The sequence below is a fragment of the Streptomyces sp. NPDC006687 genome (assembly GCF_040636215.1).
Taxonomy (GTDB): domain Bacteria; phylum Actinomycetota; class Actinomycetes; order Streptomycetales; family Streptomycetaceae; genus Streptomyces.
Window position 1 is genome coordinate 96905 of record NZ_JBEYJJ010000002.1, and the last position, 25173, is coordinate 122077.

Annotated in this window: 27 protein-coding genes; 18 read left to right on the forward strand and 9 right to left on the reverse strand. The window is 72.8% G+C overall.

Going from position 1 to position 25173, the window contains the following annotated elements; translation table 11 throughout:
* Positions 1-37: 37 nt before the first annotated feature.
* The gene (locus tag ABZ716_RS02770) at positions 38-838 is read right to left on the reverse strand and encodes a DUF3097 domain-containing protein (RefSeq protein ID WP_358956011.1); all 801 of its coding nucleotides are present in this window, start codon (positions 836-838) and stop codon (positions 38-40) included.
* 28 nt (positions 839-866) lie between these two features.
* Positions 867-1598, reverse strand: a complete 732-nt coding sequence (locus tag ABZ716_RS02775) for an MBL fold metallo-hydrolase (protein WP_358956014.1) — start codon at positions 1596-1598, stop codon at positions 867-869.
* A gap of 159 nt (positions 1599-1757) precedes the next feature.
* Here ABZ716_RS02775 and hrcA point away from each other — a divergent pair, with 159 nt between their 5' ends.
* From hrcA to ABZ716_RS02835, 12 genes are all read left to right on the forward strand, one after another.
* Positions 1758-2774, forward strand: coding sequence for a heat-inducible transcriptional repressor HrcA (gene hrcA / locus ABZ716_RS02780; RefSeq protein ID WP_351884971.1), 1017 nt, complete (start codon positions 1758-1760; stop codon positions 2772-2774).
* Positions 2775-3917 (forward strand): molecular chaperone DnaJ, encoded by a 1143-nt coding sequence (gene dnaJ / locus ABZ716_RS02785; RefSeq protein WP_358956018.1) that lies wholly within the window; start codon positions 2775-2777, stop codon positions 3915-3917.
* 155 nt (positions 3918-4072) lie between these two features.
* Positions 4073-5152, forward strand: coding sequence for a nitronate monooxygenase (locus tag ABZ716_RS02790; protein ID WP_358956021.1), 1080 nt, complete (start codon positions 4073-4075; stop codon positions 5150-5152).
* 10 nt (positions 5153-5162) lie between these two features.
* Positions 5163-5909: a 16S rRNA (uracil(1498)-N(3))-methyltransferase gene (locus ABZ716_RS02795; RefSeq protein WP_358809962.1), complete on the forward strand. Its 747-nt coding sequence runs from the start codon at positions 5163-5165 to the stop codon at positions 5907-5909.
* A gap of 150 nt (positions 5910-6059) precedes the next feature.
* Positions 6060-6419 (forward strand): histidine triad nucleotide-binding protein, encoded by a 360-nt coding sequence (locus tag ABZ716_RS02800; RefSeq protein ID WP_358809961.1) that lies wholly within the window; start codon positions 6060-6062, stop codon positions 6417-6419.
* Between the two features lie 6 nt (positions 6420-6425).
* Positions 6426-7328 (forward strand): ribonuclease Z, encoded by a 903-nt coding sequence (locus tag ABZ716_RS02805; protein ID WP_358956024.1) that lies wholly within the window; start codon positions 6426-6428, stop codon positions 7326-7328.
* Between the two features lie 108 nt (positions 7329-7436).
* Positions 7437-8534: a PfkB family carbohydrate kinase gene (locus ABZ716_RS02810; protein ID WP_358809959.1), complete on the forward strand. Its 1098-nt coding sequence runs from the start codon at positions 7437-7439 to the stop codon at positions 8532-8534.
* A 128-nt stretch (positions 8535-8662) separates the two neighbouring features.
* Complete coding sequence (locus ABZ716_RS02815; protein ID WP_358809958.1) at positions 8663-9724, forward strand: PhoH family protein; 1062 nt, start codon at positions 8663-8665, stop codon at positions 9722-9724.
* A gap of 13 nt (positions 9725-9737) precedes the next feature.
* The gene (ybeY, locus tag ABZ716_RS02820) at positions 9738-10235 is read left to right on the forward strand and encodes an rRNA maturation RNase YbeY (protein WP_351884996.1); all 498 of its coding nucleotides are present in this window, start codon (positions 9738-9740) and stop codon (positions 10233-10235) included.
* Positions 10232-11536: a hemolysin family protein gene (locus tag ABZ716_RS02825; protein ID WP_358809957.1), complete on the forward strand. Its 1305-nt coding sequence runs from the start codon at positions 10232-10234 to the stop codon at positions 11534-11536. Before ybeY ends, ABZ716_RS02825 begins: the two co-directional genes overlap by 4 nt.
* Positions 11533-11886: an MmcQ/YjbR family DNA-binding protein gene (locus ABZ716_RS02830; RefSeq protein ID WP_358809956.1), complete on the forward strand. Its 354-nt coding sequence runs from the start codon at positions 11533-11535 to the stop codon at positions 11884-11886. The genes ABZ716_RS02825 and ABZ716_RS02830 overlap by 4 nt, the downstream gene beginning before the upstream one ends.
* A gap of 70 nt (positions 11887-11956) precedes the next feature.
* Positions 11957-12322 (forward strand): cytidine deaminase, encoded by a 366-nt coding sequence (locus ABZ716_RS02835; RefSeq protein ID WP_358956027.1) that lies wholly within the window; start codon positions 11957-11959, stop codon positions 12320-12322.
* Between the two features lie 58 nt (positions 12323-12380).
* On the opposite strand, the gene ABZ716_RS02840 is transcribed toward ABZ716_RS02835, so the two are convergent.
* Complete coding sequence (locus ABZ716_RS02840) at positions 12381-13694, reverse strand: MFS transporter (protein ID WP_358956030.1); 1314 nt, start codon at positions 13692-13694, stop codon at positions 12381-12383.
* A gap of 71 nt (positions 13695-13765) precedes the next feature.
* Between ABZ716_RS02840 and ABZ716_RS02845 the strand changes: the two genes are divergently transcribed.
* Both ABZ716_RS02845 and era read left to right on the forward strand, forming a co-directional pair.
* Positions 13766-14776 (forward strand): helix-turn-helix domain-containing protein, encoded by a 1011-nt coding sequence (locus ABZ716_RS02845; protein WP_358809954.1) that lies wholly within the window; start codon positions 13766-13768, stop codon positions 14774-14776.
* A 183-nt stretch (positions 14777-14959) separates the two neighbouring features.
* Positions 14960-15901, forward strand: coding sequence for a GTPase Era (era, locus tag ABZ716_RS02850; protein WP_358956033.1), 942 nt, complete (start codon positions 14960-14962; stop codon positions 15899-15901).
* Positions 15902-15921: 20 nt separating this feature from the next.
* On the opposite strand, the gene ABZ716_RS02855 is transcribed toward era, so the two are convergent.
* The 3 genes from ABZ716_RS02855 to ABZ716_RS02865 all read right to left on the reverse strand — a co-directional run bounded on the left by ABZ716_RS02855 (position 15922) and on the right by ABZ716_RS02865 (position 18131).
* A complete protein-coding gene (locus ABZ716_RS02855; protein ID WP_358956036.1) occupies positions 15922-16587 on the reverse strand; it encodes a class I SAM-dependent methyltransferase in 666 nt (221 codons plus the stop codon).
* 181 nt (positions 16588-16768) lie between these two features.
* Positions 16769-17041 (reverse strand): protealysin inhibitor emfourin, encoded by a 273-nt coding sequence (locus tag ABZ716_RS02860; protein ID WP_351885020.1) that lies wholly within the window; start codon positions 17039-17041, stop codon positions 16769-16771.
* A gap of 10 nt (positions 17042-17051) precedes the next feature.
* A complete protein-coding gene (locus tag ABZ716_RS02865) occupies positions 17052-18131 on the reverse strand; it encodes a M4 family metallopeptidase (protein WP_358956039.1) in 1080 nt (359 codons plus the stop codon).
* Positions 18132-18495: 364 nt separating this feature from the next.
* Between ABZ716_RS02865 and leuA the strand changes: the two genes are divergently transcribed.
* From leuA to ABZ716_RS02885, 4 genes are all read left to right on the forward strand, one after another.
* Entirely contained in the window at positions 18496-20259 is a 1764-nt protein-coding gene (gene leuA / locus ABZ716_RS02870) for a 2-isopropylmalate synthase (protein ID WP_358956042.1), read from the forward strand.
* A 243-nt stretch (positions 20260-20502) separates the two neighbouring features.
* Positions 20503-21198 carry a TerB family tellurite resistance protein gene (locus ABZ716_RS02875; RefSeq protein ID WP_358956045.1) on the forward strand — a complete coding sequence of 232 codons (696 nt, stop codon included), beginning with the start codon at positions 20503-20505 and terminating at the stop codon, positions 21196-21198.
* 66 nt (positions 21199-21264) lie between these two features.
* Positions 21265-22011, forward strand: coding sequence for a DNA repair protein RecO (recO, locus tag ABZ716_RS02880; protein WP_358956047.1), 747 nt, complete (start codon positions 21265-21267; stop codon positions 22009-22011).
* 23 nt (positions 22012-22034) lie between these two features.
* Entirely contained in the window at positions 22035-22856 is an 822-nt protein-coding gene (locus ABZ716_RS02885) for an isoprenyl transferase (RefSeq protein WP_351891283.1), read from the forward strand.
* 167 nt (positions 22857-23023) lie between these two features.
* Here ABZ716_RS02885 and ABZ716_RS02890 read toward each other — a convergent pair whose 3' ends face one another.
* From ABZ716_RS02890 to ABZ716_RS02900, 3 genes are read right to left on the reverse strand one after another with little or no spacing between them, the layout of a single operon-like run.
* Entirely contained in the window at positions 23024-23452 is a 429-nt protein-coding gene (locus tag ABZ716_RS02890) for a transcriptional repressor (RefSeq protein WP_069920211.1), read from the reverse strand.
* A 51-nt stretch (positions 23453-23503) separates the two neighbouring features.
* Entirely contained in the window at positions 23504-24370 is an 867-nt protein-coding gene (locus ABZ716_RS02895) for a metal ABC transporter permease (RefSeq protein ID WP_355971168.1), read from the reverse strand.
* On the reverse strand, positions 24370-25164 hold the full coding sequence (locus ABZ716_RS02900) for a metal ABC transporter ATP-binding protein (protein ID WP_358956050.1): 795 nt from the start codon (positions 25162-25164) through the stop codon (positions 24370-24372). Before ABZ716_RS02900 ends, ABZ716_RS02895 begins: the two co-directional genes overlap by 1 nt.
* Positions 25165-25173 lie beyond the last annotated feature (9 nt).

Here is a 25173-nt window from a genome sequence, read left to right on the forward strand (position 1 = left end):
GGGGGACCGGGTTCGGCGGCGCGCTGCCGCTGCCCGGTCAGGGGGCCGTGACGAAGTCGATCAGTTCCTCCACCCGCCCCAGCAGCGTCGGCTCCAGGTCGCGGTAGGAGGTCACACGGGACAGGATGTGCTGCCAGGCGGCCCCCGTGTGCTCCGGCCAGCCCAGGGCCCGGCAGACGCCCGTCTTCCAGTCCTGGCCCCTCGGGACCCGCGGCCACGCCGCGATGCCCAGCGCCGACGGCTTCACCGCCTGCCAGACGTCCACGTACGGGTGGCCCACCACCAGCACGTCCGGCGAGGTCACCGACGCCGCGATACGGGACTCCTTGGACCCCGGCACCAGATGGTCCACCAGCACGCCCAGCCGGGCGTCCGGCCCCGGGGCGAACTCCGCCACCACGGCCGCGAGGTCGTCGATCCCCTCCAGGTACTCCACCACCACGCCCTCGATCCGCAGGTCGTCGCCCCAGACCCGCTCGACCAGCTCGGCGTCGTGCCGCCCCTCCACGTAGATCCGCCCCGCCCGCGCCACCCGCGCCCGTGCCCCCGGAACGGCGACCGAGCCCGAGGCCGTACGGGCCGGCGCGGCGGGCGCCCGTGACGGGCGGGTCAGCGTCACCACCGCCCCCTCCAGCAGGAAGCCGCGCGGCTCCAGCGGGAACACCCGCCGCTTGCCGAACCGGTCCTCCAGGGTCACCGTGCCCGCCTCGCAGGCCACCACCGCCCCGCAGAAGTCCGTACCCGCCACCTCGACCACCAGACCGGGGTCGGCCGGCACCTCCGGCACGGCCTTGGCGCGCTTCCACTGCGGGGTCAGGTCGGGGGAGTACTCACGCATCCGGCCGACACTAGGAGCGCGGCCGCCCTCACGCCCGCGACACGCCGAACCGGTCCGCCAGTGTGGCGCGTTGCGCACGCACGAAGCCCGCGTCGACCACCGCTCCGTGACCCGGCACGTACAGCGCGTCCTCCCCGCCCAGCGCCAGCAGCCGGTCCAGGGCGGCCGGCCACTGGCCCGGCACCGCGTCCGAGCCCGCCTGGGGCTCGCCCGACTCCTCGACCAGGTCCCCGCAGAACACCGCCTCCCGCTCGCCCGGCACGAAGACGGCCAGGTCGTGCTGCGAGTGCGCGGGCCCGACGTTGGCCAGCAGCACCTGCACCCCGCCCAGCTCCAGCGTCCACTCGCCCGACACCAGGTGCTCCGGGGCCCGGAGCAGGCCGCACGCCTCGGCGGCCTCCTCCCCGGCCAGGCCGTGGGCCACCGCGCTCGTCCGCAGCTCCTCCCGGCCGCCGGGGGTCGCCATCAGCCGGTCCAGCCCGACCGCCCCGTAGGACCGGGCGCCCGCGAAGGCCGCGCCACCCAGCACATGATCGAAATGTCCGTGCGTGAATGCGATATGGGTCACGTGCCGGCCGGTCAGCCGCTCCGCCTCGGCCCGGACGGCCGCCCCCTCCCGCACGCTGGATCCGGGGTCGATCAGGAGCACCGAATCCGCTCCCACCACCAGTCCCACCGTGCAGTCCCACACCGGGAGCCGTCGCCGGCCCACCCGCGGGGTCACCCGTTCCCAGCCCGCCTCTTCCCAACGCACGTCCATGCCGCGACGCTACCCTGGCGGGCCGCCCTTGCCCGCGGCGTACTACCCGGCCGTACACTGACCGGGGGATTCCTGGCACTCGGACCACCAGAGTGCCAGCCCGCCCGAGAGAGCCCGGCCAGGACCGGCCGACCGACCCGCATCCGGAGGTGTGCGCGCATGCTCAGTGAACGCAGACTCGAGGTGCTCCGCGCCATCGTCCAGGACTATGTCGGCACGGAGGAGCCCGTCGGGTCCAAGGCCCTCACCGAGCGGCACAAACTGGGCGTCTCGCCCGCCACCGTGCGCAACGACATGGCCGTGCTGGAGGAGGAGGGCTACATCGCCCAGCCCCACACCAGCGCCGGCCGGATCCCCACCGACAAGGGCTACCGCCTCTTCGTCGACCGGCTGGCCGGGGTCAAGCCGCTGTCCACGCCCGAGCGCCGGGCCATCCAGAACTTCCTCGACGGGGCCGTCGACCTCGACGACGTCGTGGGCCGCACGGTGCGGCTGCTCGCGCAGCTCACCCGCCAGGTCGCCGTCGTCCAGTACCCGTCGCTGACCCGTTCCACCGTCCGGCACGTCGAGCTGCTGTCGCTGGCCCCGGCCCGGCTGATGCTCGTGCTGATCACCGACACCGGGCGGGTCGAGCAGCGTCTGGTCGACACCCAGACCCCCTTCGGCGAGCAATCCCTCGCCGACCTGCGGGCACGCCTCAACAGCCGGGTCGTCGGCCGTCGGTTCACCGACGTGCCGAACCTCGTACAGGACCTCCCGGAGTCCTTCGAGGTCGAGGACCGGGCCACCGTCAAGGCCGTGCTCGCCACCCTTCTCGAAACGCTGGCCGAGGAGGCGGAGGAGCGGCTGATGATCGGCGGCACCGCCAACCTCACGCGCTTCGGACATGATTTTCCCCTGACGATCAGGCCGGTGCTCGAAGCGCTTGAGGAGCACGTGGTGCTCCTCAAGCTGCTGGGTGAGGCCGGAGAGTCGGGAATGGCCGTACGGATCGGGCACGAGAACGCCTACGAGGGGCTCAACTCCACGTCCGTCGTCTCCGTCGGCTACGGTTCGGGCGGCGAAGCAGTCGCCAAACTCGGCGTGGTCGGACCGACCCGCATGGACTACCCCGGAACGATGGGAGCGGTACGCGCAGTGGCACGTTACGTCGGACAGATCCTGGCGGAGTCGTAAGTGGCCACGGACTACTACGCCGTACTCGGCGTGCGCCGCGACGCATCCCAGGACGAGATCAAGAAGGCATTCCGTCGCCTGGCCCGTGAACTCCACCCGGACGTGAACCCGGACCCGAAGACGCAGGAGCGCTTCAAGGAGATCAACGCGGCCTACGAGGTCCTCTCGGACCCGCAGAAGAAGCAGGTCTACGACCTCGGCGGCGACCCGCTGTCCTCCTCGGGCGGCGGCGGTGGCGGCGCGGGCGGCTTCGGCGCGGGCGGCTTCGGCAACTTCTCCGACATCATGGACGCCTTCTTCGGCCAGGCTTCGCAGCGCGGCCCGCGCTCGCGCACCCGCCGCGGCCAGGACGCCATGATCCGCCTCGACCTGGAGCTGGACGAGGCCGCCTTCGGCACGACCAAGGACATCCAGGTCGACACCGCCGTGGTCTGCGGCACCTGCTCCGGTGAGGGCGCCGCCCCCGGCACCTCCGCGCAGACCTGTGACATGTGCCGCGGCCGCGGTGAGGTCTCCCAGGTCACCCGGTCCTTCCTGGGCCAGGTCATGACCTCGCGCCCCTGCCCGCAGTGCCAGGGCTTCGGCACGGTCGTCCCCACCCCGTGCCCGGAGTGCGCGGGCGACGGCCGGGTCCGCTCCCGCCGCAGCCTGACGGTCAAGATCCCGGCCGGCGTCGAGAACGGCACCCGGATCCAGCTCGCGGGCGAGGGCGAGGTCGGCCCCGGCGGCGGCCCCGCCGGCGACCTGTACGTGGAGATCCACGAGCTGGCGCACCCGACCTTCCAGCGGCGCGGGGACGACCTGCACTGCACGGTCACCATCCCCATGACGGCCGCGGCCCTGGGCACCAAGTGCCCGCTGGAGACGCTGGACGGCATGGAGGAGATCGACATCCGGCCCGGGACCCAGTCCGGCCAGGCGATCCCGCTGCACGGCCGCGGTGTCACGCACCTGCGCGGCGGCGGCCGCGGCGACCTGATCGTCCACGTCGAGGTCACCACGCCCGGCAAGCTGGACGCCCAGCAGGAGGAGCTGCTGCGCCAGCTCGCCAAGCTGCGCGGCGAGGAGCGGCCCATGGGCCAGTTCGCTCCGGGCCAGCAGGGCCTGTTCAGCCGCCTGAAGGACGCGTTCAACGGTCGCTGACCGCCGCGGACGGCAGTGCAGGAGCCCGGTACGGGGGACCCCGTACCGGGCTCCTCGCCGTTGCGGGCCCCGCCGCCGGGCCGACGGGAAAGCGGACTATGCCAGGCGAATGCCATGATTCGGCGCCGTGACCCGGACATGGCACGATGCAGTCCATGTCCTCCGCACCGAACGGTCTCCACCCCTACCCGATCGTGCAGGCTCCCATGGCGGGCGGCGTCTCCGGCCCGCCCCTCGTCGCCGCCGTGTGCGAAGCGGGCGGGCTCGGTTTCCTGGCCGGCGGCTACAAGACCGCCGACGGCATGTACCAGGAGATCAAGCAGACGCGCGGGCTCACCCGGCGCCCCTTCGGCGTGAACCTCCTCCTGCCGCAGACCGGCTACGTCGACCCGGCCGCCGTCGAGGCGTACCGCGGGCAGCTGGCGGGCGAGGCGAGCTGGTACGAGGTCTCCCTCGCCGAGGAGGACATCATCGGTACCTCCGACGACGGCTACGACGCCAAGCTCGCCATCCTGCTGGAGGACCCGGTGCGGGTCGTCTCCTTCACCTTCGGCTGCCCCGACCCCGCCGCCCTCGCGCGCCTGCGGGCGGTCGGCACCCGCACCATCGTCACCGTGACCTCGCCCGAGGAGGCCCGTACCGCCGAGGCGGCCGGCGCCGACGCCGTCTGCGTCCAGGGCGTCGAGGCCGGCGGCCACCAGGGCACCCACCACGACGACCCGCAGACCGACGGCACGGCGGGCGTCGGCCTGCTCGCCCTGGTCACCCAGGTACGGGAGGCCGTGGCGCTGCCGATCATCGCGGCGGGCGGGGTGATGCGGGGCGCGCAGATCGCGGCGCTGCTCGCGGCCGGCGCGGAGTCCGCGCAGCTGGGCACGGCCTTCCTGGCCTGCCGGGAGTCGGGCGCCCACCTGCTGCACAAGCAGGCCCTGACCGACCCGGCGTTCCCGCACACCGAGCTCACCCGGGCCTTCTCGGGCCGGCCGGCGCGCGGCCTGGTGAACCGCTTCGTGCGCGAGCACGGCCCCTACGCCCCGGCCGCCTACCCCCAGATCCATCACCTGACCTCGGGGCTGCGCAAGGCGGCCGCCGCGGCGGGGGACCCTCAGGGCATGGCGCTGTGGGCGGGGCAGGGGCACCGGCTGGCCCGGGCGCTGCCGGCCGGGGAGCTGGTGGAGGTGCTGGCGGCCGAACTGGCCCAGGCGCAGAACGCGTCGAAGGTGTGTTGCAGATGAGGAGAGCGTCATGACGGCCCCCGTGTTCGTGGTCGAAGAGGTCCCCGCGGGGCCGCAGTTCGTGCTGGAGGGCGCCGAGGGGCGGCACGCGGTGTCCGTGAAGCGGCTGGGCCCGGGCGAGGACGTGGTCCTCACCGACGGGCGGGGCCGCTGGACGGAGGGCGTGGTCAAGGCGGCCGAGGGCAAGGACCGCCTGGTGCTCACGGACCTGCACGGGATCCGCGAGGAGCCGGAGCCCGCGGTACGGATCACGGTGGTGCAGGCGCTGCCGAAGGGCGACCGGGGCGAGGTCGCGGTGGAGACGATGACCGAGACCGGGGTCGACGCCATCGTGCCGTGGCAGGCGTCGCGGTGCATCACCCAGTGGCGGGGTGAGCGCGGGGCCAAGTCGCTGGCCAAGTGGCGTTCCACCGCCCGCGAGTCGGGCAAGCAGGCGCGGCGGGTCCGGTTCCCGGAGGTGGGTGAGGCGCTGTCCACGAAGCAGGTGGCGGCGCTGCTGGCGGGCGCCGACCTGGCGATGGTGCTCCACGAGGACCGCGAGGCCGCCTCGGAGCCCCTGGCGACGGCCGCGCTGCCGGAGTCGGGCTCGGTGGTGCTGGTGGTCGGCCCCGAGGGCGGGGTCTCCCCGGAGGAGCTGGCCGTCTTCGCGGAGGCGGGCGCCCGCCCGTACCGCCTGGGCCGCAGCGTCCTGCGCACCTCGACGGCGGGCACGGCGGCCACGGCGGTCCTGCTGGCCCGCACCGGACGCTGGGCGTAGGCCCCCAGCGGGGCGCGCGCCGGGGAACGGCATCGGCGGAGCCCTCGGGCCGGCGGGGGCGGACGGTCGAGCCCCGCTCGCCCGGCGGGCCCGGTGCGGGGCCGGGCCGGTAGCATGCCCCGACCGATCCACTTCACGGGAGGCGCGGCCATGGCCGGGGAACCGCAGGCGGACTGCCTGTTCTGCAAGATCGTCGAGGGCAAGATCCCTGCGACGGTGGTCCGGGAGACCGAGACCACCATCGCCTTCCGGGACATCAACCCGCAGGCGCCCACCCACGTGCTGGTCATCCCCAAGCTGCACTACCCCGACGCGGCCTCCCTCGCCGCCGCCGAGCCGACCGTGATCGCCGACATACTGCGCGAGGCCGGGCAGATCGCCGCCGACGAGAAGATCGACGAGCCCGGCTACCGGGTCGTGTTCAACACCGGCGCCGCCGCGGGCCAGACCGTCTTCCACGCCCACCTGCACGTCCTGGGCGGCCGCGGCCTCCAGTGGCCGCCCGGGTAGCCACCGGTGTCCGTACGCGAGTTCGTGGTCCTCGGCACGGCCAGCCAGGTGCCCACCCGCCACCGCAACCACAACGGCTACCTACTGCGCTGGGACGGCGAGGGCATCCTCTTCGACCCGGGCGAGGGAACGCAGCGGCAGATGCTGCGGGCCGGGGTCGCGGCCCACGACATCAACCGGATCTGCGTCACCCACTTCCACGGTGACCACAGCCTCGGCCTCGCCGGGGTGATCCAGCGGATCAACCTCGACCAGGTCCCGCACCCCGTGACCGCGCACTACCCGGCCTCCGGGCAGAAGTTCTTCGACCGGCTGCGGTACGCCACCGCCTACCGGGAGACCGTCCGCCTCCGGGAGGAGCCGGTCGCCCGGGACGAGGTGCTCGCGCAGGGCCCCTCGTACACCCTGGAGGCCCGCCGCCTCTCGCACCCGGTGGAGTCCTTCGGCTACCGCCTGACCGAGCCCGACGGGCGCAGGATGCGGCCGGAACTGCTCGCGCGGCACGGGATCAAGGGCCCGGACGTGGGGCGGATCCAGCGCGAGGGCCGGCTGGGGGAGGTCACCCTGGAGGAGGTCAGCGAGCACCGGCCCGGGCAGCGGTTCGCCTTCGTCATGGACACCCGGCTGTGCTCCGGGGTGGAGGAGCTGGCCGAGGGCTGCGACATGCTGGTCATCGAGTCCACGTTCCTGGACGCCGACGAGGGGCTGGCCGCCGACCACGGGCACCTGACCGCCGCCCAGGCCGCCGGGGTGGCGCGGGAGGCAGGGGTCCGGCACCTGGTGCTGACGCACTTCTCGCAGCGCTACCCCGACCCGTCGGAGTTCGAACGGGAGGCCCGCGCGGCCGGGTTCGAGGGCGAGCTCACCATCGCCGCCGACCTCGCCCGCGTGCCGCTGCCCAAGCGCTAGGCGGCGTCGAGGCGGGGTGGGCCACACTGGGTTCGGCCCGGCGCGCCCGGGCAGGTCCGGCAGCCCTCCGGACGGACGCAGAGACGACACACCAACGGGGAGTACACCGTGAGCAGTCGGGACAGCCGCACCAGCCGCCATGCGACGCTCGACCCGCTGGGCCCGCTGCGCGATCCCCAGGAGCCGGGCTGCGACGTCTTCCTGACCGGCACGGTCTTCCTCGACATCATCTTCACCGGCCTCGACTCCGCTCCCGTCCGGGGGACGGAGTCCTGGGCGCGCGGCATGGGCTCCAGCCCCGGCGGCGTCGCCAACATGGCCACCGCCCTGGCCCGGCTGGGCCTGCGCACCTCACTCGCGGCCGCCTTCGGCGACGACCACTACGGCGAGTACTGCTGGGACGCCCTGGCCCAGGGCGAGGGCATCGACCTGTCCATGTCGCGCACCGTCCCCGGCTGGCACAGCCCCGTCACCGTCTCCATGGCCTACGAGGGCGAGCGCACGATGGTCTCCCACGGCCACGAAGCCCCGCCCCCGGCCGGGCCCGGCCCCTTCCCCTGGTGTCCGCCGCGGACGCGTGCCGCCGTGGCCTCGCTGTCCGCCGGCCGCCGCGAGGACTGGATCGGCGAGGCCGCCCGACGCGGCTCGCGGATCTTCGCCGACGTCGGCTGGGACGACACCGGCCGCTGGGACCTCGCCTCCCTGACCGACCTGGACCACTGCGAGGCGTTCCTGCCCAACGCCGGCGAGGCCATGCGCTACACCCGCACCGACTGCCCCCGCGCCGCGGCCCGGGCGCTGGCGGAGAAGGTCCCGGTCGCGGTGGTGACGATGGGCGCGGAGGGCTCGTACGCCGTGGACTCCCGGACGGGGGAGACGGCGGAGGTGCCCGCCATCGCCGTGGAAGCCCTGGACCCCACCGGCGCCGGGGACGTGTACGTGGCCGGCTTCGTCACCGGCAGCCTCGCGGGCTGGCCGCTGGCGGACCGGCTGGCCTTCGCCGGGCTGACCGCCGCCCTCTCGGTGCAGGAGTTCGGCGGCTCCCTCTCCGCCCCCGGCTGGCCGGAGGTGGCCCACTGGTGGCGCACGGCCCCCGAGGAGCTGCGCGGGCGCTACGCCTTCCTCGACGCCCTCGTCCCCGCCGGCACCCTGCCCTGCTCCCGCCGCCGGGCCGTCCCCACCATCGGCTTCCGCAGCCCCGTCTAGCGGGCATCGGGGCCGGACCGGAAAACCTCTCGGGAACCGTCCGGGGTGGACGTACCCTTGGTACTCCGGAGGCCGTCGATCCGAGCGGCCCCTCAGCGGGAGGTATGCGCAGGCCACAGTGCCGGCCCATGACGCAGACACCGACAGCCCACAGCCCCGTACCGGGCCAGGCGCGAGCGCACTTCACCGTCCCGGCGACGCACCCGATGGTCACCGTCCTCGGTTCGGGTGACGTGCTGCTGCGCGTGATCGAGAGCGCCTTCCCGAGGGCGGACATCCATGTACGCGGCAACCAGGTCAGCGCGGTGGGGGAGGCGGCGGAAGTCGCCCTCATCCAGCGCCTGTTCGACGAGATGATGCTGGTGCTCCGCACCGGACAGCCGATGACGGAGGACGCAGTGGAACGCTCGATCGCCATGCTCAAGGCGAACGGCAGCGACGCGGAGGGCCGCCCGCTGGAGACCCCGGCGGAGGTGCTCACGCAGAACATCCTCTCCAACCGCGGCCGCACCATCCGCCCCAAGACGCTCAACCAGAAGCGGTACGTCGACGCGATCGACAAGCACACGATCGTCTTCGGCATCGGCCCCGCCGGTACCGGAAAGACCTACCTCGCCATGGCGAAGGCGGTGCAGGCCCTGCAGTCCAAGCAGGTCAGCCGCATCATCCTGACCCGGCCCGCCGTCGAGGCGGGGGAGCGGCTCGGCTTCCTGCCGGGCACGCTCTTCGACAAGATCGACCCCTACCTGCGCCCGCTCTACGACGCCCTCCACGACATGATGGACCCCGACTCCATCCCGCGCCTGATGGCCGCCGGCACCATCGAGGTGGCGCCGCTGGCCTATATGAGGGGCCGCACGCTCAATGACGCCTTCGTCGTCCTCGACGAGGCGCAGAACACCACCGTCGAGCAGATGAAGATGTTCCTGACCCGGCTCGGCTTCGATTCGAAGATCGTCGTCACCGGTGACATCACGCAGATCGACCTTCCGGGCGGCGCCAGGAGCGGGCTGCGGCAGGTCCAGGACATCCTGGACGGGGTGCCGGACATCCACTTCTCGCGGCTCACCTCCGAGGATGTCGTCCGGCACAAGCTGGTCGGCCGTATCGTCGACGCGTACGCCAAGTACGACGACAGCCAGGCCGCCCGGGAGACCGGACCGGCCCGGAACGGCAACCAGCGGAAGTAGAACCCAGCGCACCATGTCGATCGACGTCAACAACGAGTCCGGAACCGAAGTCGACGAGCAGGCGATCCTCGACGTCGCCCGCTACGCGCTCGCCCGGATGCGGATCCACCCGCTCTCCGAGCTGTCCGTCATCGTCGTCGACGAGGCGGCGATGGAGCAGCTCCACATCCAGTGGATGGACCTGCCCGGACCCACCGACGTCATGTCCTTCCCGATGGACGAGCTGCGCCCGCCGTCGAAGGACGACGAGGAGCCCCCGCAGGGGCTCCTCGGCGACATCGTCCTGTGCCCCGAGGTGGCGAAGAAGCAGGGCCAGGAGGCCCCCACGCGGCACTCCATGGACGAGGAGCTCCAGCTCCTGACCGTCCACGGGGTGCTGCACCTGCTCGGGTACGACCACGAGGAGCCGGACGAGAAGGCCGAGATGTTCGGCCTCCAGGCGGCCATCGTCGACGGCTGGCGCGGTGAGCGCGGGATGACGGGTCCCTCCCCGGCCCCGACCGTCTCGTGACCGGCGCCTACCAGCTGATCACCGGGGCGGTCCTGCTGACGGTGGTGGCCTGGTTCGCGGCCTGCGCCGAGTCCGGGATCGCCCGGGTCTCCAGTTTCCGCGCCGACCAGGCCGTACGGGAGGGCCGGCGCGGCAGTGCCAAGCTGGCCCAGGTCGCCGCCGACCCCACCCGCTACGTCAACGTGGCCCTGCTGGTCCGCGTCACCTGCGAGATGGCCGCGGGCGTGTTCGTCACGTACGTCTGCCTCGACGCGTTCGGCGAGAACTGGACCGCCCTGCTGGTGGCCATCGGCGTGATGGTGCTGGTCTCCTTCGTGGCGGTGGGCGTGTCCCCCCGTACGATCGGCCGCCAGCACCCGCTGAACACCGCGACGGCGGCCGCGTACGTCCTCGTCCCGCTGGCGCGGATCATGGGGCCGGTCCCGCAGCTGCTGATCCTCATCGGCAACGCCCTCACCCCGGGCAAGGGCTTCCGCAAGGGGCCCTTCGCCTCCGAGGCCGAGCTGCGCGCGATGGTGGACCTGGCGGAGGCGGAGTCGCTGATCGAGGACGACGAGCGCCGGATGGTGCACTCGGTCTTCGAACTCGGCGACACCCTCGTCCGCGAGGTGATGGTGCCGCGCACCGACCTGGTCTGCATCGAGCGCTACAAGACGATCCGCCAGGCGACCACCCTCGCCCTGCGCTCCGGTTTCTCCCGGATCCCGGTCACCGGGGAGAACGAGGACGACATCGTCGGCATCGTCTACCTCAAGGACCTCGTCCGGCGCACCCACATCAACCGCGAGGCCGAGACCGACCTGGTCTCGACCGTGATGCGGCCCGCCGTCTTCGTGCCCGACACCAAGAACGCCGGTGACCTGCTGCGCGAGATGCAGTCGGTGCGCAACCACGTGGCCGTCGTCATCGACGAGTACGGCGGCACGGCCGGCATCGTGACCATCGAGGACATCCTGGAGGAGATCGTCGGCGAGATCACCGACGAGTACGACCGGGAGATCCCGCCCGTGGAGGAGCTCGGCGACGACCGCTACCGGGTCACGGCGCGCCTGGACATCACCGACCTCGGGGAGCTGTTCGGGGCGCTGGCCTTCGACGACGAGGACGTGGAGACGGTCGGCGGGCTGCTGGCGAAGTCCCTGGGCCGGGTGCCGATCGCCGGGGCCTCGGCGGTGGTGGACCTGCCGGACGGGCGCCCGCTGCGGCTGACGGCCGAATCCCCGGCGGGCCGCCGGAACAAGATCGTCACGGTGCTGGTGGAGCCGCTGGCCCCCCAGACCGCGGAAGAGGAGGCGTCATGACCCCGGCGGAGCTGCGCGCGTTCTGTCTCGGCTTCAACGCGGCGGTGGAGGAGTTCCCCTTCACCCCCGAAACCTCGGTGTTCAAGGTGCTGGGGAAGGTGTTCGCGCTGTCCGCGCTGGACGGGGAGCCGCTGAGGATCAACCTCAAGTGCGAGCCGGAGGCGGCGGTGCGGCTGCGCGAGCAGCACCCGGCGATCGTGCCGGGCTGGCACATGAACAAGCGGCACTGGAACACCGTGACGGTGGGGGAGCTGCCGGACGCGCTGGTGCGGGAGCTGGTGGAGGACTCGTACGACCTGGTCGTGGCGGGCCTGCCGAAGGCGCAGCGGCTGCGGCTCGACCGGCCGTGAGCACCCGCCGGACCGCGCCCCGGCGGGGTCGTCGCACGGCGCCGGCGGGGCGCTCCCTATGCTTTCGGCTATGACCGACAGCAGCGTGGGAGCGGGGATCGACCCCGAGGACAGCAAGATCATCACCCTGGCGCGCAGCGCCCGGGCCCGTAACGGAGTCGCGGAGGGGGCGGCGGTACGGGACGAGACCGGCCGTACGTACGTCGCCGGGACCGTGGAGCTGGACTCCCTCAAGCTCAGCGCCCTCCAGACGGCCGTCGCCATGGCGGTGGCCAGCGGCGCCCGCTCCCTGGAGGCGGCGGCCGTGGTCAGCACCGCCGACGCCCCGGCCGACGCCGACCGCGCCGCCGTCCGCGACCTCGGCGGCCCGGCCACCCCGGTCATGCTCGCCGGCCCGGACGGCACCCTGAGGTCCACCACCCCCGCTGGAGCCTGAACCCCGCCGCGCGCCGCCCGAGGACATCCGGGCGGCGCGTTCGCGCGTACGGCGGCGCTCAGGCCGCCGCCGGGACGGCCGGCCGCTCCGGGCGGCGGCGGATCACCATCGCCATCAGCGCGGCGAGCGCGCACAGCCCGCCCGAGGCGTACCAGACCAGGTCGTACGAGCCGAGCGCGTCCCGGGCCACCCCGCCGAGGAAGGCCACCAGCGCCGCTCCCACCTGGTGCGAGGCCAGTACCCAGCCGAAGACGATGGCGCTGTCCTGCCCGTAGTGCTCCCGGCACAGGGCGATGGTCGGCGGGACGGTCGCCACCCAGTCGAGCCCGTAGAAGACGATGAAGAACACCATCGGCGGATGCACCGTCGGCGCCAGCAGCACCGGCAGGAACAACAGCGAGATCCCGCGCAGGGCGTAGTACACCGCCAGCAGGCGGCGCGCCTCGAACCGGTCGGTGAACCAGCCCGAGGCGATGGTGCCGAGCACGTCGAACACGCCGATCACCGCGAGCAGCCCCGCGGCGGCCGTCACCGGCATGCCGTGGTCGTGCGCGGCCGGGGTGAAGTGGGTGCGGACGAGGCCGTTCGTGGAGGCCCCGCAGATCGCGAAGGTGCCCGCCAGCAGCCAGAACGGTCCCGTCCGCGCCGCCCGGAGGAGCACGGCCACGGCCCGCCGGGCCGCCCCCCGCACGGGCGCGGGCCGGGGCTCGTACGCGCCCCCGTACGGGGCGAGGCCCACGTCGGCCGGGTGGTCGCGCAGCAGCAGCCAGACGAAGGGCACGACGGACAGGGCCGCCAGCGCCACGGTCACCGACGCCGGACGCCAGCCGTGGCGCTCGACCAGCCAGGACAGCAGGGGCAGGAAGATCAGCTGCCCGGAGGCGCCGGCGGCCGTGAGCACGCCGGTGACGAGCCCGCGCCGGGCGGTGAACCAGCGGTTGGTCACCGTCGCCGCGAAGGCCAGGGCCATCGAACCGCTGCCCAGGCCCACGAGCACGCCCCAGAACAGCACCAGCTGCCATGCGGCGGTCATCCACACCGTGGCCAGCGAGCCGCCGGCGATGACGGTCAGGGCGGTCGCGACGACCTTGCGGATGCCGAAACGGTCCATCAGGGCGGCGGCGAAGGGGGCGGTCAGTCCGTAGAGGGCGAGGTTGACCGAGACGGCGAAGCCGATCGTGCCGCGCGACCAGCCGAACTCCTCGTGCAGCGGCTCGATGAGCAGTCCGGGGAGGGAAGCGAAGGCCGCGGCGCCGATGATCGTCACGAAGGCGACGGCCGCGGCGAACCAGGCCCGGTGGACACGGCCGGGCGGGCGGGGGGCGGGAAGGGCGGTGTCGCGGGGGCGGGAGGCGGGAGCTGTCTTCGTCACCCGGACAGCATCCGGGGGGCGGGGGACCGCAGGACAGTGGCCTGACCGACACGCTTCGATACGATCGGGCCATGGCCGCTGCCGCTAGCCCCGCCCCCGTCCCGCACCGTGTGGTGGTCCTCGCCCTCGCAGGGCTGCTCCCCTTCGAGCTCGGCATCCCGCACCGGATCTTCGGCCGCGCCAAGGACCCCGCCGGGCGCCCCCTGTACGAGATCCTGACGTGCGCCCTCGCCCCCGGGCCGGTCCGGACGGACGCCGACTTCGCCATCGACGTCGAGCACGGCCCGGAGCTGCTCGCCACGGCCGGCACCGTGGTGGTGCCCGCCTCGTACGAGCTGGGGCCGGTCTACGACGAGGGCCGGCTGACGGAAGGGCTCGCGGCGGCCCTCGCCCACATCCGGCCCGGGACCCGGCTCGTCTCCATCTGCACGGGCGGCTACGTCCTGGCCGCCGCCGGCTACCTGGACGGCCGTCCGGCCACCACCCACTGGGCCGCCGCCGAGCACTTCCAGCGGCTGTTCCCGGCCGTACGGGTCGACGCGGGCGTGCTCTACACCGACGACGGGGACGTGCTGACCTCCGCCGGGGTGGCCGCCGGCATCGACCTGTGCCTGCACGTCGTCCGCCGCGACCACGGCGTCGCCGTCGCCAACGAGGTGGCCCGGCGGACCGTCGTGCCGCCCCACCGGCAGGGCGGGCAGGCGCAGTTCATCGACCGGCCCGTGCCCGAGCCGCAGCAGACCAGCACCACGGCGGCGCGGGCCTGGGTGCTGGACCGGCTGCACGAGCCGCTGCGGCTGAGCGACCTGGCCCGGCAGGAGTCCGTGTCGGTGCGGACCTTCACGCGCCGGTTCCGCCAGGAGGCGGGGGTCAGCCCGGGGGAGTGGATCACCGGGCAGCGGGTGGAGCGGGCGCGGCAGCTGCTGGAGCGGACGGAGCTGCCGATGGAGGCGGTGGCCCGGGAGGCGGGCTTCGGTACGGCGCAGTCGCTGCGCAAGCACGTCCAGGCGGCGCTGGGCGTGAGCCCGACGGCCTACCGGAGGGCGTTCCGCGCGACGGGGCGCACCGCCGGCCGCGCCTGACGGGCGGGCCGGCGGGCGGTGGCGCGGTCGCCGGCCGGCTCGGAGCGGTCACGCTGCCTCCCCCCGCGTACGCCCGGCCGGGTGGGTGCCGGGCGGCCCTCACCCGGCGCCGGGGGGCTCCGCGTGCCGGGCCGTGCGCGGGGCTGGTCGGCGGGGCGGACGGGATCGGGGAGAATGGCCCGTATGAGCGATCGTTCCCCCGAGCCCACCGCCCCGCACCGCGCGGGCTTCGCCTGCTTCGTCGGCCGCCCCAACGCGGGGAAGTCGACCCTGACCAACGCGCTCGTGGGTACCAAGGTCGCGATCACCTCGAACCGGCCCCAGACCACCCGCCACACCGTCCGCGGCATCGTCCACCGCCCCGACGCCCAGCTGGTGCTGGTGGACACCCCCGGTCTGCACAAGCCGCGCACCCTGCTCGGCGAGCGGCTCAACGACGTGGTGCGTGCCACCTGGTCCGAGGTCGACGTCATCGGCTTCTGCCTGCCCGCCGACCAGAAGCTCGGGCCGGGTGACAAGTTCATCGCCAAGGAGCTCGCGGGGATCAAGAAGACCCCCAAGATCGCCATCGTCACCAAGACCGACCTGGTCGAGTCCAAGCAGCTGGCCGAGCAGCTCATCGCGATCCAGCAGCTCGGCACCGAGCTCGGTATCGAGTGGGCCGAGATCGTCCCCGTGTCGGCGGTCGGCGACCAGCAGGTCCAGCTGCTCGCGGACCTGATCGCGCCGATGCTGCCGGAGAGCCCCCCGCTCTACCCCGAGGGCGACCTCACCGACGAGCCCGAGATGGTGATGGTCGCGGAGCTGATCCGCGAGGCCGCGCTGGAGGGCGTACGGGACGAGCTCCCGCACTCCATCGCCGTGGTCGTCGAGGAGATGATCCCGCGGGAGAACCGCCCGGCGGACCGGCCGCTGCTGGACATCCACGCCAACGTCTACATCGAGCGGCCCAGCCAGAAGGGCATCATCATCGGCCCCAAGGGCTCCCGCCTGAAGGAGGTCGGCATGAAGTCGCGCAAGCACATCGAGGCGCTGCTCGGCACGCCGGTCTTCCTCGACCTGCACGTGAAGGTCGCCAAGGACTGGCAGCGCGACCCCAAGCAGCTGCGCAAGCTCGGCTTCTGATCCCCCTCGGGTGATCCCGGTCAGGGCAGGCGGCGCAGCGTGAGCGTGTTGTCGTAGCCGTGCCCGGGCCGCTCGGCCTCCGCGCCGGTCCGCTCGTGCTCGGCGCAGACCAGCACCTCCCAGCCCTCCTCGGGCAGCTCCAGGGCGGCCAGCACCTCCTCGGGGGTGGGAAAGTGCAGCTCCGGGTGCGGGTTCTGCGCGCCCGGCGCCGGGCCGCCGTGCCCGGCCACCAGCAGGATCCCGCCCGGGGCGACCGCCGCCGCGGCCCTGCGCAGGATGCGCTCGCGGGGCATCTCGCCCGGGCTGTGCAGGAAGCAGGCCGAGACCAGGTCGAACTCCCCGGCGGGGAAGGACTCCCCGAGGTCGTGGCGTTCGAAGACGATCCGGTCCGCCAGCCCCGCCTCGGCCGCGTGCCCGGCCGCCCGTTCCAGGGCCACGGGCGAGATGTCGGTACCGGTCACCCGCCAGCCCCGTCCGGCCAGCCAGACGGCGTCGGCGCCCTCGCCGCAGCCGAGGTCCAGCGCCCGGCCGGGGGTGAGGCCGGCGGCTTCCCGGACCAGGACGGAGTTGGGCCGTCCGCTCCAGATCCGCTCGCTCTCGCGGTAACGGGAGTCCCAGAAAGCCTGGCCGGTCGCGTCGGCGCTGTGGCCCTGGTGGCTGTGGTGGTCGTGGGAGGTGCTGGGCACAGGGGCTCCTCGGTCGGTGCCGGTACGGACACCGCCGATGCTCCGCCCCGCCCCGGTACCGCGCCAAACCTTCTTGCCGTTTCCGCAAAAAGACCCCGCGCGGGGAGGGGCTGGTTTCGGCCACCCGTGCGAGTGCGGCGGGCACCTCCGGTACCCGCCGCCCCTCCAGCCCCGTGGGCCCCTAGGCCCCTTCCTTCAGCACCCGCGTGATCAGGCTGCGCTGGGCGTCCGTGAGGTGGGGGTCGTGGCAGGACACCGTGCGGCCGTCCACCGTGATGCGGTAGGCGAAGCCGTCCCGGACCCCGCCCGGGCCCGGGGCGGCCCGGGGGTGGGGACGCAGCGCCCGCAGGGCCAGGGCCTGCCACTCCTGCGCGTCGGGCAGGTCCGAGGTGTCCACCTCGGCCCGGCGCTCGATCCCCGCGAATCCGCCCGTCCGCACCACTTCGATCCTCATGCCCGCATTCCTACCCCAGGCCCACCGCCGCCCAGCCCTTCTGGAGGGCCCGGTGCTCGGCGCCGCCCTCCCCGTACCGGGCCACGGCCGCCGCCACCGACAGCCGGGCGAACTCCTTGAAGTCCGCCCCGGACGTCAGCTGCCCGCCGGTCAGGGTGTCGTACCAGATCTGCCCGGCCCGCTCCCACGCCTTGCCGCCCAGCTCGGTCGCCACGAGGTAGAAGGCGTGGTTGGGAATGCCGGAGTTGATGTGGACGCCCCCGTTGTCGCGGGAGGTGGTCACGTAGCCGTCCATCGTCGCCGGCTGGGGGTCCTTGCCGAGCTCGTCGTCGTCGTACGCCGTCCCCGGCGCCTTCATCGAGCGCAGCGCGACCCCGGTGACGTTCGGGCCGAGCAGTCCGGCCCCGATGAGCCAGTCCGCCTGGTCCGCCGTCTGTCCGAGCGAGTACTGCTTGATCAGGGAGCCGAAGACGTCCGACATGGACTCGTTGAGGGCGCCGGACTGGCCGTGGTAGTCGAGGTTGGCCGTGTACTGGGTGACCCCGTGGGTCAGCTCGTGCCCGATGACGTCCACCGACACCGTGAAGTCGAGGAACAGGTCGCCGTCCCCGTCGCCGAAGACCATCTGCTGGCCGTCCCAGAAGGCGTTGTTGTAGTCCTCGCCGTAATGCACGCTCGCGTCCAGCGGCAGCCCGGAGCCGTCGATCGAGCGCCGGCCGAAGCCCTTGAGGAAGAGCTCGTACGTGGCTCCGAGCCCGGCGTACGCGCGGTTGACGGGGGCGTCCTGGGAGGCGTCGGCCCCCTCCGCCCGGACCTTCCTGCCCGGCAGCCGGGTGTGGTGCTGGGCGTCGTAGATCGTGCGGCGCGGCCCGTCGGCGGCCGGGGTGTCCCCCTCAGCCGGGGCGATCCCGCGGACGGCGCTGATCCGGCGCCGGGTGCGCAGGAGGGCGTCAGTCTCCAGGGTGCGCTGGGCGGCGTCGGCCCGGGCGGGGTCGGCGGAGCGGGCGGCCTTGTCCAGCAGGTGCGGCGGGACCACGGTGCAGAAGACCGGGTGGCGGGGGGTGTGACCAGGGGTGAGGAAGGCGTCCATGCCGGAAATGTGGCAGTGGGTGATGCCGGTGTCACTAGCGGCGAGCGTGATTCATTCGGTTGTCTCAAAGACGGCGCGCCGTGTTGACGGATCCGCCGGACCTTGGCGGAGGAAAGGCGTTTCGGGTCACAAAGGGTATAAATCGGGCACGCGGGTCTTGCATACTGAAACAGGTCCTCGCGATACGGCGCGGCTCGGCTAGGCTCGGCCCATCATGCGTTTCGGGCTGCTTCTCCTTAGCTGCCGCGGCGAGGGTCTGTAGTCGTAGGCCGGCCCCCTCCCCGCGGAGTTTGGTGTTGCGGTTTTCACTACCGCCGTCGGCCGTTCAGCGAACTACACGCGGACACGCGAGGAGCCCCACGCCATGAGTCAGCACACTTTCGCCGGTCGCCCCACGCCCATCACGAACGCGACCCACACCCAGAAGCCCTCCGGGATGCCGGTCCACAAGTACGGCGTGTACGAGCAGGTGGACATCCCGGACCGCACCTGGCCCGACGCCCGCATCACCAAGGCTCCGCGCTGGCTCTCCACCGACCTGCGCGACGGCAACCAGTCGCTGATCGACCCGATGACCCCCGCCCGCAAGCGCGAGATGTTCGACCTGCTGGTGCGCATGGGCTACAAGGAGATCGAGGTCGGCTTCCCCTCCTCCGGCGAGACCGACTTCGCCTTCGTGCGCTCCATCATCGAAGAGGGCGCGATCCCGGACGACGTCACCATCTCCGTACTGACCCAGGCCCGCGAGGACCTGATCGAGCGGACCGTGGAGTCCCTGGTCGGCGCCAGGCGCGCCACCGTCCACCTGTACAACGCGACCGCCCCGACCTTCCGCCGGGTCGTCTTCCGCGGCTCCAAGGAGCAGATCAAGCAGATCGCCGTCGACGGCACCCGCCTGGTCATGGAGTACGCCGAGAAGCTGCTGGGCCCCGAGACCGTCTTCGGCTACCAGTACAGCCCGGAGATCTTCACCGACACCGAGCTGGACTTCGCCCTGGAGGTCTGCGAGGCCGTCTGCGACGTCTGGCAGCCCGGCCCCGGCCGCGAGATCATCCTGAACCTGCCCGCCACCGTGGAGCGCTCCACGCCCTCCACCCACGCGGACCGCTTCGAGTGGATGGCCCGCCACCTGACGCGCCGCGAGCACATCTGCATCTCCGTGCACCCGCACAACGACCGCGGCACCGCCGTCGCCGCCGCCGAGCTGGCCCTGATGGCCGGCGCCGACCGCATCGAGGGCTGCCTGTTCGGGCAGGGCGAGCGCACCGGCAACGTCGACCTGATCACCCTGGGCATGAACCTGTTCTCCCAGGGCGTCGACCCGCAGATCGACTTCTCGCAGATCGACGAGATCCGCCGCACCAGCGAGTACTGCAACCAGATGGAGGTCCACCCGCGCCACCCCTACGCGGGCGACCTGGTCTACACCGCCTTCTCCGGCTCCCACCAGGACGCCATCAAGAAGGGCTTCGACGCCATGGAGGCCGACGCGGCCGCCCAGGGCAAGACCGTCGACGAGATCGAATGGGCCGTCCCGTACCTGCCGATCGACCCCAAGGACGTCGGCCGCTCCTACGAGGCGATCATCCGGGTCAACTCCCAGTCGGGCAAGGGCGGCATCGCCTACGTCCTGAAGAACGACCACAAGCTGGACCTGCCGCGCCGCATGCAGATCGAGTTCTCGCGGATCATCCAGGCCAAGACCGACGCCGAGGGCGGCGAGATCACCCCGAAGGCCATCTGGGAGGTCTTCTCGGACGAGTACCTGCCCAACCCCGAGAACCCCTGGGGCCGCATCCAGCTGCGCTCCGGCTCCACCACCACCGACAAGGACGGCACCGACACGCTGACCGTCGAAGCCGTCGTGGACGGGGTCGAGACGGTCCTGAACGGCACCGGCAACGGCCCGATCTCGGCCTTCTTCGACGCGCTGGCCGGCATCGGCGTGGACGCCCGCCTGCTGGACTACACCGAGCACACGATGAGCGAGGGCGCCTCCGCCGTCGCCGCCTCGTACATCGAGTGCGCCATCGACGGCCGGGTCCTGTGGGGCATCGGCATCGACGCCAACACCACCCGTGCCTCCCTGAAGGCGGTCATCTCCGCCGTCAACCGCGCGGGCCGCTGAACCACCCCCGGGGCGACCCCGCCCCTCCGGCCGGAGGAGCGGGGTCGCGCCGTGTCCGGGGCCGCTACGGGCCCCTTCGGCCGGGGGCGCAGATCGGCCAAGTGCGCCCCCGGGCGCAGGTTGTCTTGTCGCACGGCTGACGCACACTCACCGATGTGGCTAACATCACGCGAACCCGGCGTCGTTGCCGGGCGGGGCCCCTCCCGTGTCCGAAGGACCACGGGGGAGTTACGGAGGTGCGACGTGCTGCCAGTTCGGGGTGGGGACGGCCGGAAGCTGACGCTGTGGGGCATTCGTACCAGCTGGAACACCGTGGGCGACGGGGAGTTCTTCTGCCCCGGCTGCGGAGGTGACCGCAACTACCGCCGGCGCACCGGCCGCCGCCGGTTCACCGTGCTCGGCCTGCCGCTGCTCCCGCGCGGGGAGGCCGGACCCGTCGTCGAGTGCCAGGCGTGCCGGCAGCGTTTCGGCACCGAGGTGCTGGACCACCTCACCACCACCCGCTTCTCCTCGCTCCTGCGCGACGCCGTGCACACCGTGACGCTGGCCGTGCTTGCCGCCGGTGGAACCTCCTCCCGCAGCGCCGTGGAGGCCGCCGTGTCGGCCGTACGCGGCGCCGGCTTCCAGGACTGCACCGGGGAGCAGCTGGAGTCCCTGGTGGACGCGCTGGCCACCGACGAGGGCCGGCTGGGCCTGTACGACGGGCCCGAGTGCTGCGGGGCGGCGCTGTCCATCGAGCTGCACGAGGCGCTGGAGCCGCTCGCCGCGCACCTGGCCGCCCCCGGCCGCGCCTCGATCCTGCTCCAGGGCGCCCGGATCGCCCTGGCGGACGGTGCCTACATCCCGGCCGAGCGCGAGGTGCTCGCCACTGTGGGCGCGGCGCTGCGCATGGGCTCGGAGGAGGTGGCCGGACTCCTGTCGGCGGTGCGCGCGCCCTGAGGGGCGGTCCCGTCCGCGGAGCCGGGGCGGGGCCGGTGCCGCCGTGGAGCGGGGGACAATGGGTCCATGAGTCTGTTCCGCGACGACGGCATCGTGCTGCGCACCCAGAAGCTGGGTGAGGCGGACCGCATCATCACGCTGCTCACCCGCGGCCACGGCCGCGTCCGGGCCGTCGCCCGCGGAGTACGGCGTACGAAGTCCAAGTTCGGCGCCCGGCTGGAACCTTTCTCCCACGCCGACGTGCAGTTCTTCGCCCGGGGCAGCGAGCTGATCGGCCGCAGCCTGCCGCTGTGCACCCAGACCGAGATCATCGCCCCGTACGGCAACGGCATCGTCACCGACTACGCCCGCTACACCGCCGGCACCGCGATGCTGGAGACCGCCGAACGCTTCACCGAGAACGAGGGCGAGCCCGCCGTCCAGCAGTACCTGCTGCTGGTCGGCGCCCTGCGCACCCTCGCGCGCGGGGAGCACGAGCCGCACCTGGTCCTCGACGCCTTCCTGCTGCGCTCCCTCGCCGTCAACGGCTACGCGCCCAGCTTCGAGGACTGCGCGAAATGCGGGATCCACGGACCCAACCGGCACTTCTCCGTCGGCGCCGGCGGGGTCGTGTGCGGCGACTGCCGGGTCCCCGGAAGCGTCGTACCATCTGCTGAGGCCATCGGGCTGCTCAGCGCCCTGCTGACGGGGGACTGGCCGACGGCCGACGCGGCGGAGCCGCGGTACGTGCGCGAGGGGAGCGGACTCGTCTCCGCCTATCTGCACTGGCATCTGGAGCGCGGACTGCGTTCCTTGCGTTACGTCGAGAAGTAACCGAGATCGGAGACCGAAGCGCCATGGCAGTACGCGGATTCCTGGGACGCTCCCGCCGCGAGTACATGCTCCCCGAACCGCACCCGACCGGCGCCCGTCCGCCGAAGATCCCGGGCGAGCTGGTGCCGGAGCACGTCGCGATCGTGATGGACGGCAACGGCCGCTGGGCCAAGGAGCGGGGTCTGCCGCGCACCGAGGGCCACAAGGTCGGCGCCGAGCGCGTCCTGGACGTCCTCCAGGGGGCGATCGAGATGGGCGTCAAGAACATCTCCCTGTACGCCTTCTCCACCGAGAACTGGAAGCGCTCGCCCGACGAGGTGCGCTTCCTGATGAACTTCAACCGCGACTTCATCCGCAAGACCCGCGACCAGCTCGACGCGCTCGGCATCCGGGTGCGCTGGGTGGGCCGTATGCCCAAGCTGTGGAAGTCCGTGGCCAAGGAGCTCCAGGTCGCCCAGGAGCAGACCAAGGACAACGACAAGCTGACGCTGTACTTCTGCATGAACTACGGCGGCCGCGCCGAGATCGCCGACGCCGCGCAGGCCCTCGCCGAGGACGTGAAGGCCGGGCGGCTGGACCCGTCGAAGGTCAACGAGAAGACCCTCGCCAAGTACCTCTACTACCCGGACATGCCGGACGTGGACCTGTTCCTGCGCCCCAGCGGCGAACAGCGCACCTCCAACTACCTGATCTGGCAGAGCGCCTACGCCGAGATGGTCTTCCAGGACGTGCTGTGGCCGGACTTCGACCGGATCCACCTGTGGGACGCCTGCATGGAGTACGCCCAGCGCGACCGCCGCTTCGGCGGCGCGGTCCCGAACCAGCCCGAGGGCTCCGGGAGCTGACCTTCGGGGACACGACGGCGCCGCCGGACCCCTGGGGGGGCCGGCGGCGCCGGTGCGTTCAGCCGTACTCGGGCGTACTCGGGCGTACTCCGGTGTACTCCGGTGTACGTATTCGACCGGATCCGGTCGGTGGACGACCGGATTCCGACCCTTTCCAGGACGGCCGGCTAGCCGGCGGCGGCGCAGTCCGCGCAGGTGCCGAAGATCTCCACGGTGTGGGCCACGTTCACGAAGCCGTGCTCGGCCGCGATGGACTCCGCCCACTTCTCCACCGCCGGGCCCTCCACCTCGACCGCCTTGCCGCACTTGCGGCAGACCAGGTGGTGGTGGTGATCGCCCGTGGAGCAGCGGCGGTAGACGGATTCCCCGTCGCTGGTGCGCAGCACGTCCACCTCGCCGGCGTCCGCCAGGGACTGGAGGGTGCGGTAGACGGTGGTCAGGCCGACGGAGTCGCCCCGGTGCTTGAGCATGTCGTGCAGCTCCTGGGCGCTGCGGAACTCGTCCACCTCGTCCAGCGCCGCCGCCACGGCGGCCCGCTGCCGGGTGGATCGCCCTCGTACTGGCGCGGCATTCGTCTCGCCAGGCGCAGTCGCCACCGGTTCCTCCTCGTTTCGGCCTCGCCTCATTGTGCCAGGCGGCCGGTCCTCCTAGACCTTCACGTCGTCCCGGGTGCAGACCTCCTCGGCGGCCCGGGCGGCCTTCGCACGGCGCCTGGCCAGGGGCGTGGCCAGGGCCGTCGTGGCCGCGAAGACGGCGATGGCGAGCAGCACGATCGTGGCGCCGGACGGCGCGTCCATGTAGTACGTGGCGGCCGTACCGCTCAGCGAGACCACCACACCGATCCCCATCGCCAGTGCCAGGGTCGCGGCGAAGCCGCGGGCGACCCGCTGGGCGGCCGCGACGGGGATCACCATCATGGCGCTGACCAGCAGCAGGCCCACGATGCGCATGGCCACGGTGACGGTGACGGCGGCGGTGACGGCCATCAGCAGGTTCAGGGCGCGCACCGGCAGGCCGGTGACGCGGGCGAACTCCTCGTCCTGGCTGATGGCGAACAGCTGGCGGCGCAGTCCGATGGTGACGGCGATGACGAAGGCGGCGAGGATCACCACGGCGGTGACGTCCTCGGGCGAGACGAAGCTGATCGAACCGAAGAGGTAGCTGCTCAGGTTGGCGGTGGAGCCCCCCGGAGCCAGGTTGATGATCATGACGCCGCCGGCCAGGCCGCCGTAGAACAGCATGGCGAGCGCGATGTCCCCGCTGGTCTTCCCGCGCGAACGGATCAGCTCCATGCCGACGGCGCCGACGACCGCGACGAGGGTCGCCATCCAGACCGGGCTGGTGTTGAGCAGGAAGCCCAGGGCCACACCGGTCATCGCGACGTGGCCGATGCCGTCGCCCATGACCGCCTGGCGGCGCTGGACCAGGTACGTGCCGATCGCCGGGGCGGTGATGCCGACCAGAGCGGCGGCGATCAGCGCCCGCTGCATGAAGGCTTGGTGCAGGATGTCCATCAGCTCAGCAGTCCCGTCCGCAGGGGCTCGGCGTCGTGCGCCGCGTGGGGGTGTACGTGGTCGTGGCCGGGGAGGGCGTGCTGCCCGACCGCCTCCGGCGGCGGTCCGTCGTGGACGACGCACCCGTCGCGCAGGACGACGGCCCGGCCGATCAGGGGCTCCAGGGGGCCCAGCTCGTGCAGGACGAGCAGGACGGTGGTGCCGGCGGCGACCTGCTCGCGCAGGGCGTTCGCGAGGACCTCCTGGTTGGCGAGGTCCACCCCCGCCATCGGCTCGTCCATGATCAGGAGCTCGGGTTCGACGGCCAGGGCCCGGGCTATGAGCACGCGCTGGTGCTGTCCGCCGGAGAGGGCGTTGACGGAGGCGTCGGCGTGGGCGTCCATGTCGACGAGCGCCAGGGCCCGCTCGACGGCGGCCCGGTCGGCCTTGCGCAGGATCCCGAAGCGGGTGCGGGCGAGGCGGCCGGAGGAGACGACCTCCCGGACGGTGGCCGGGACGCCGCTGGCGGCGGTGGTGCGCTGGGGGACGTACCCGATGCGCGGCCACTGGCGGAAGCGCTTGAAGTCGGTGCCGAAGAGGGACAGGGAGCCGCCGGTGAGGGGCACCTGGCCGACCACGGCGCGCACGGCCGTGGACTTGCCGGAGCCGTTGGCGCCGAGCAGGGCGACGACCTCGCCCCGGCGGACGGTGAGGTCGACCCCGCGCAGCACGGGCCGGGAGCCGAGCGAGGCGGTGGCCCCGCGCAGGGATATGACGGTCTGGTCGTCGTCCGCCGGTCGGGGCGTTGACTGCATGGCTCGCGC

What these genes read in the sequence shown, in the direction of transcription:
- ABZ716_RS02770 (WP_358956011.1), bottom strand. Translation starts at nt 838, where the DNA reads ATGCGTGAGTACTCCCCCGACCTGACCCCGCAGTGGAAGCGCGCCAAG.
- ABZ716_RS02775 (WP_358956014.1), bottom strand. Translation starts at nt 1,598, where the DNA reads ATGGACGTGCGTTGGGAAGAGGCGGGCTGGGAACGGGTGACCCCGCGG.
- hrcA (WP_351884971.1), top strand. Translation starts at nt 1,758, where the DNA reads ATGCTCAGTGAACGCAGACTCGAGGTGCTCCGCGCCATCGTCCAGGAC.
- ABZ716_RS02790 (WP_358956021.1), top strand. Translation starts at nt 4,073, where the DNA reads ATGTCCTCCGCACCGAACGGTCTCCACCCCTACCCGATCGTGCAGGCT.
- ABZ716_RS02795 (WP_358809962.1), top strand. Translation starts at nt 5,163, where the DNA reads ATGACGGCCCCCGTGTTCGTGGTCGAAGAGGTCCCCGCGGGGCCGCAG.
- ABZ716_RS02800 (WP_358809961.1), top strand. Translation starts at nt 6,060, where the DNA reads ATGGCCGGGGAACCGCAGGCGGACTGCCTGTTCTGCAAGATCGTCGAG.
- ABZ716_RS02815 (WP_358809958.1), top strand. Translation starts at nt 8,663, where the DNA reads ATGACGCAGACACCGACAGCCCACAGCCCCGTACCGGGCCAGGCGCGA.
- ybeY (WP_351884996.1), top strand. Translation starts at nt 9,738, where the DNA reads ATGTCGATCGACGTCAACAACGAGTCCGGAACCGAAGTCGACGAGCAG.
- ABZ716_RS02830 (WP_358809956.1), top strand. Translation starts at nt 11,533, where the DNA reads ATGACCCCGGCGGAGCTGCGCGCGTTCTGTCTCGGCTTCAACGCGGCG.
- ABZ716_RS02835 (WP_358956027.1), top strand. Translation starts at nt 11,957, where the DNA reads ATGACCGACAGCAGCGTGGGAGCGGGGATCGACCCCGAGGACAGCAAG.
- ABZ716_RS02845 (WP_358809954.1), top strand. Translation starts at nt 13,766, where the DNA reads ATGGCCGCTGCCGCTAGCCCCGCCCCCGTCCCGCACCGTGTGGTGGTC.
- era (WP_358956033.1), top strand. Translation starts at nt 14,960, where the DNA reads ATGAGCGATCGTTCCCCCGAGCCCACCGCCCCGCACCGCGCGGGCTTC.
- ABZ716_RS02860 (WP_351885020.1), bottom strand. Translation starts at nt 17,041, where the DNA reads ATGAGGATCGAAGTGGTGCGGACGGGCGGATTCGCGGGGATCGAGCGC.
- ABZ716_RS02865 (WP_358956039.1), bottom strand. Translation starts at nt 18,131, where the DNA reads ATGGACGCCTTCCTCACCCCTGGTCACACCCCCCGCCACCCGGTCTTC.
- leuA (WP_358956042.1), top strand. Translation starts at nt 18,496, where the DNA reads ATGAGTCAGCACACTTTCGCCGGTCGCCCCACGCCCATCACGAACGCG.
- recO (WP_358956047.1), top strand. Translation starts at nt 21,265, where the DNA reads ATGAGTCTGTTCCGCGACGACGGCATCGTGCTGCGCACCCAGAAGCTG.
- ABZ716_RS02885 (WP_351891283.1), top strand. Translation starts at nt 22,035, where the DNA reads ATGGCAGTACGCGGATTCCTGGGACGCTCCCGCCGCGAGTACATGCTC.
- ABZ716_RS02895 (WP_355971168.1), bottom strand. Translation starts at nt 24,370, where the DNA reads ATGGACATCCTGCACCAAGCCTTCATGCAGCGGGCGCTGATCGCCGCC.
- ABZ716_RS02900 (WP_358956050.1), bottom strand. Translation starts at nt 25,164, where the DNA reads ATGCAGTCAACGCCCCGACCGGCGGACGACGACCAGACCGTCATATCC.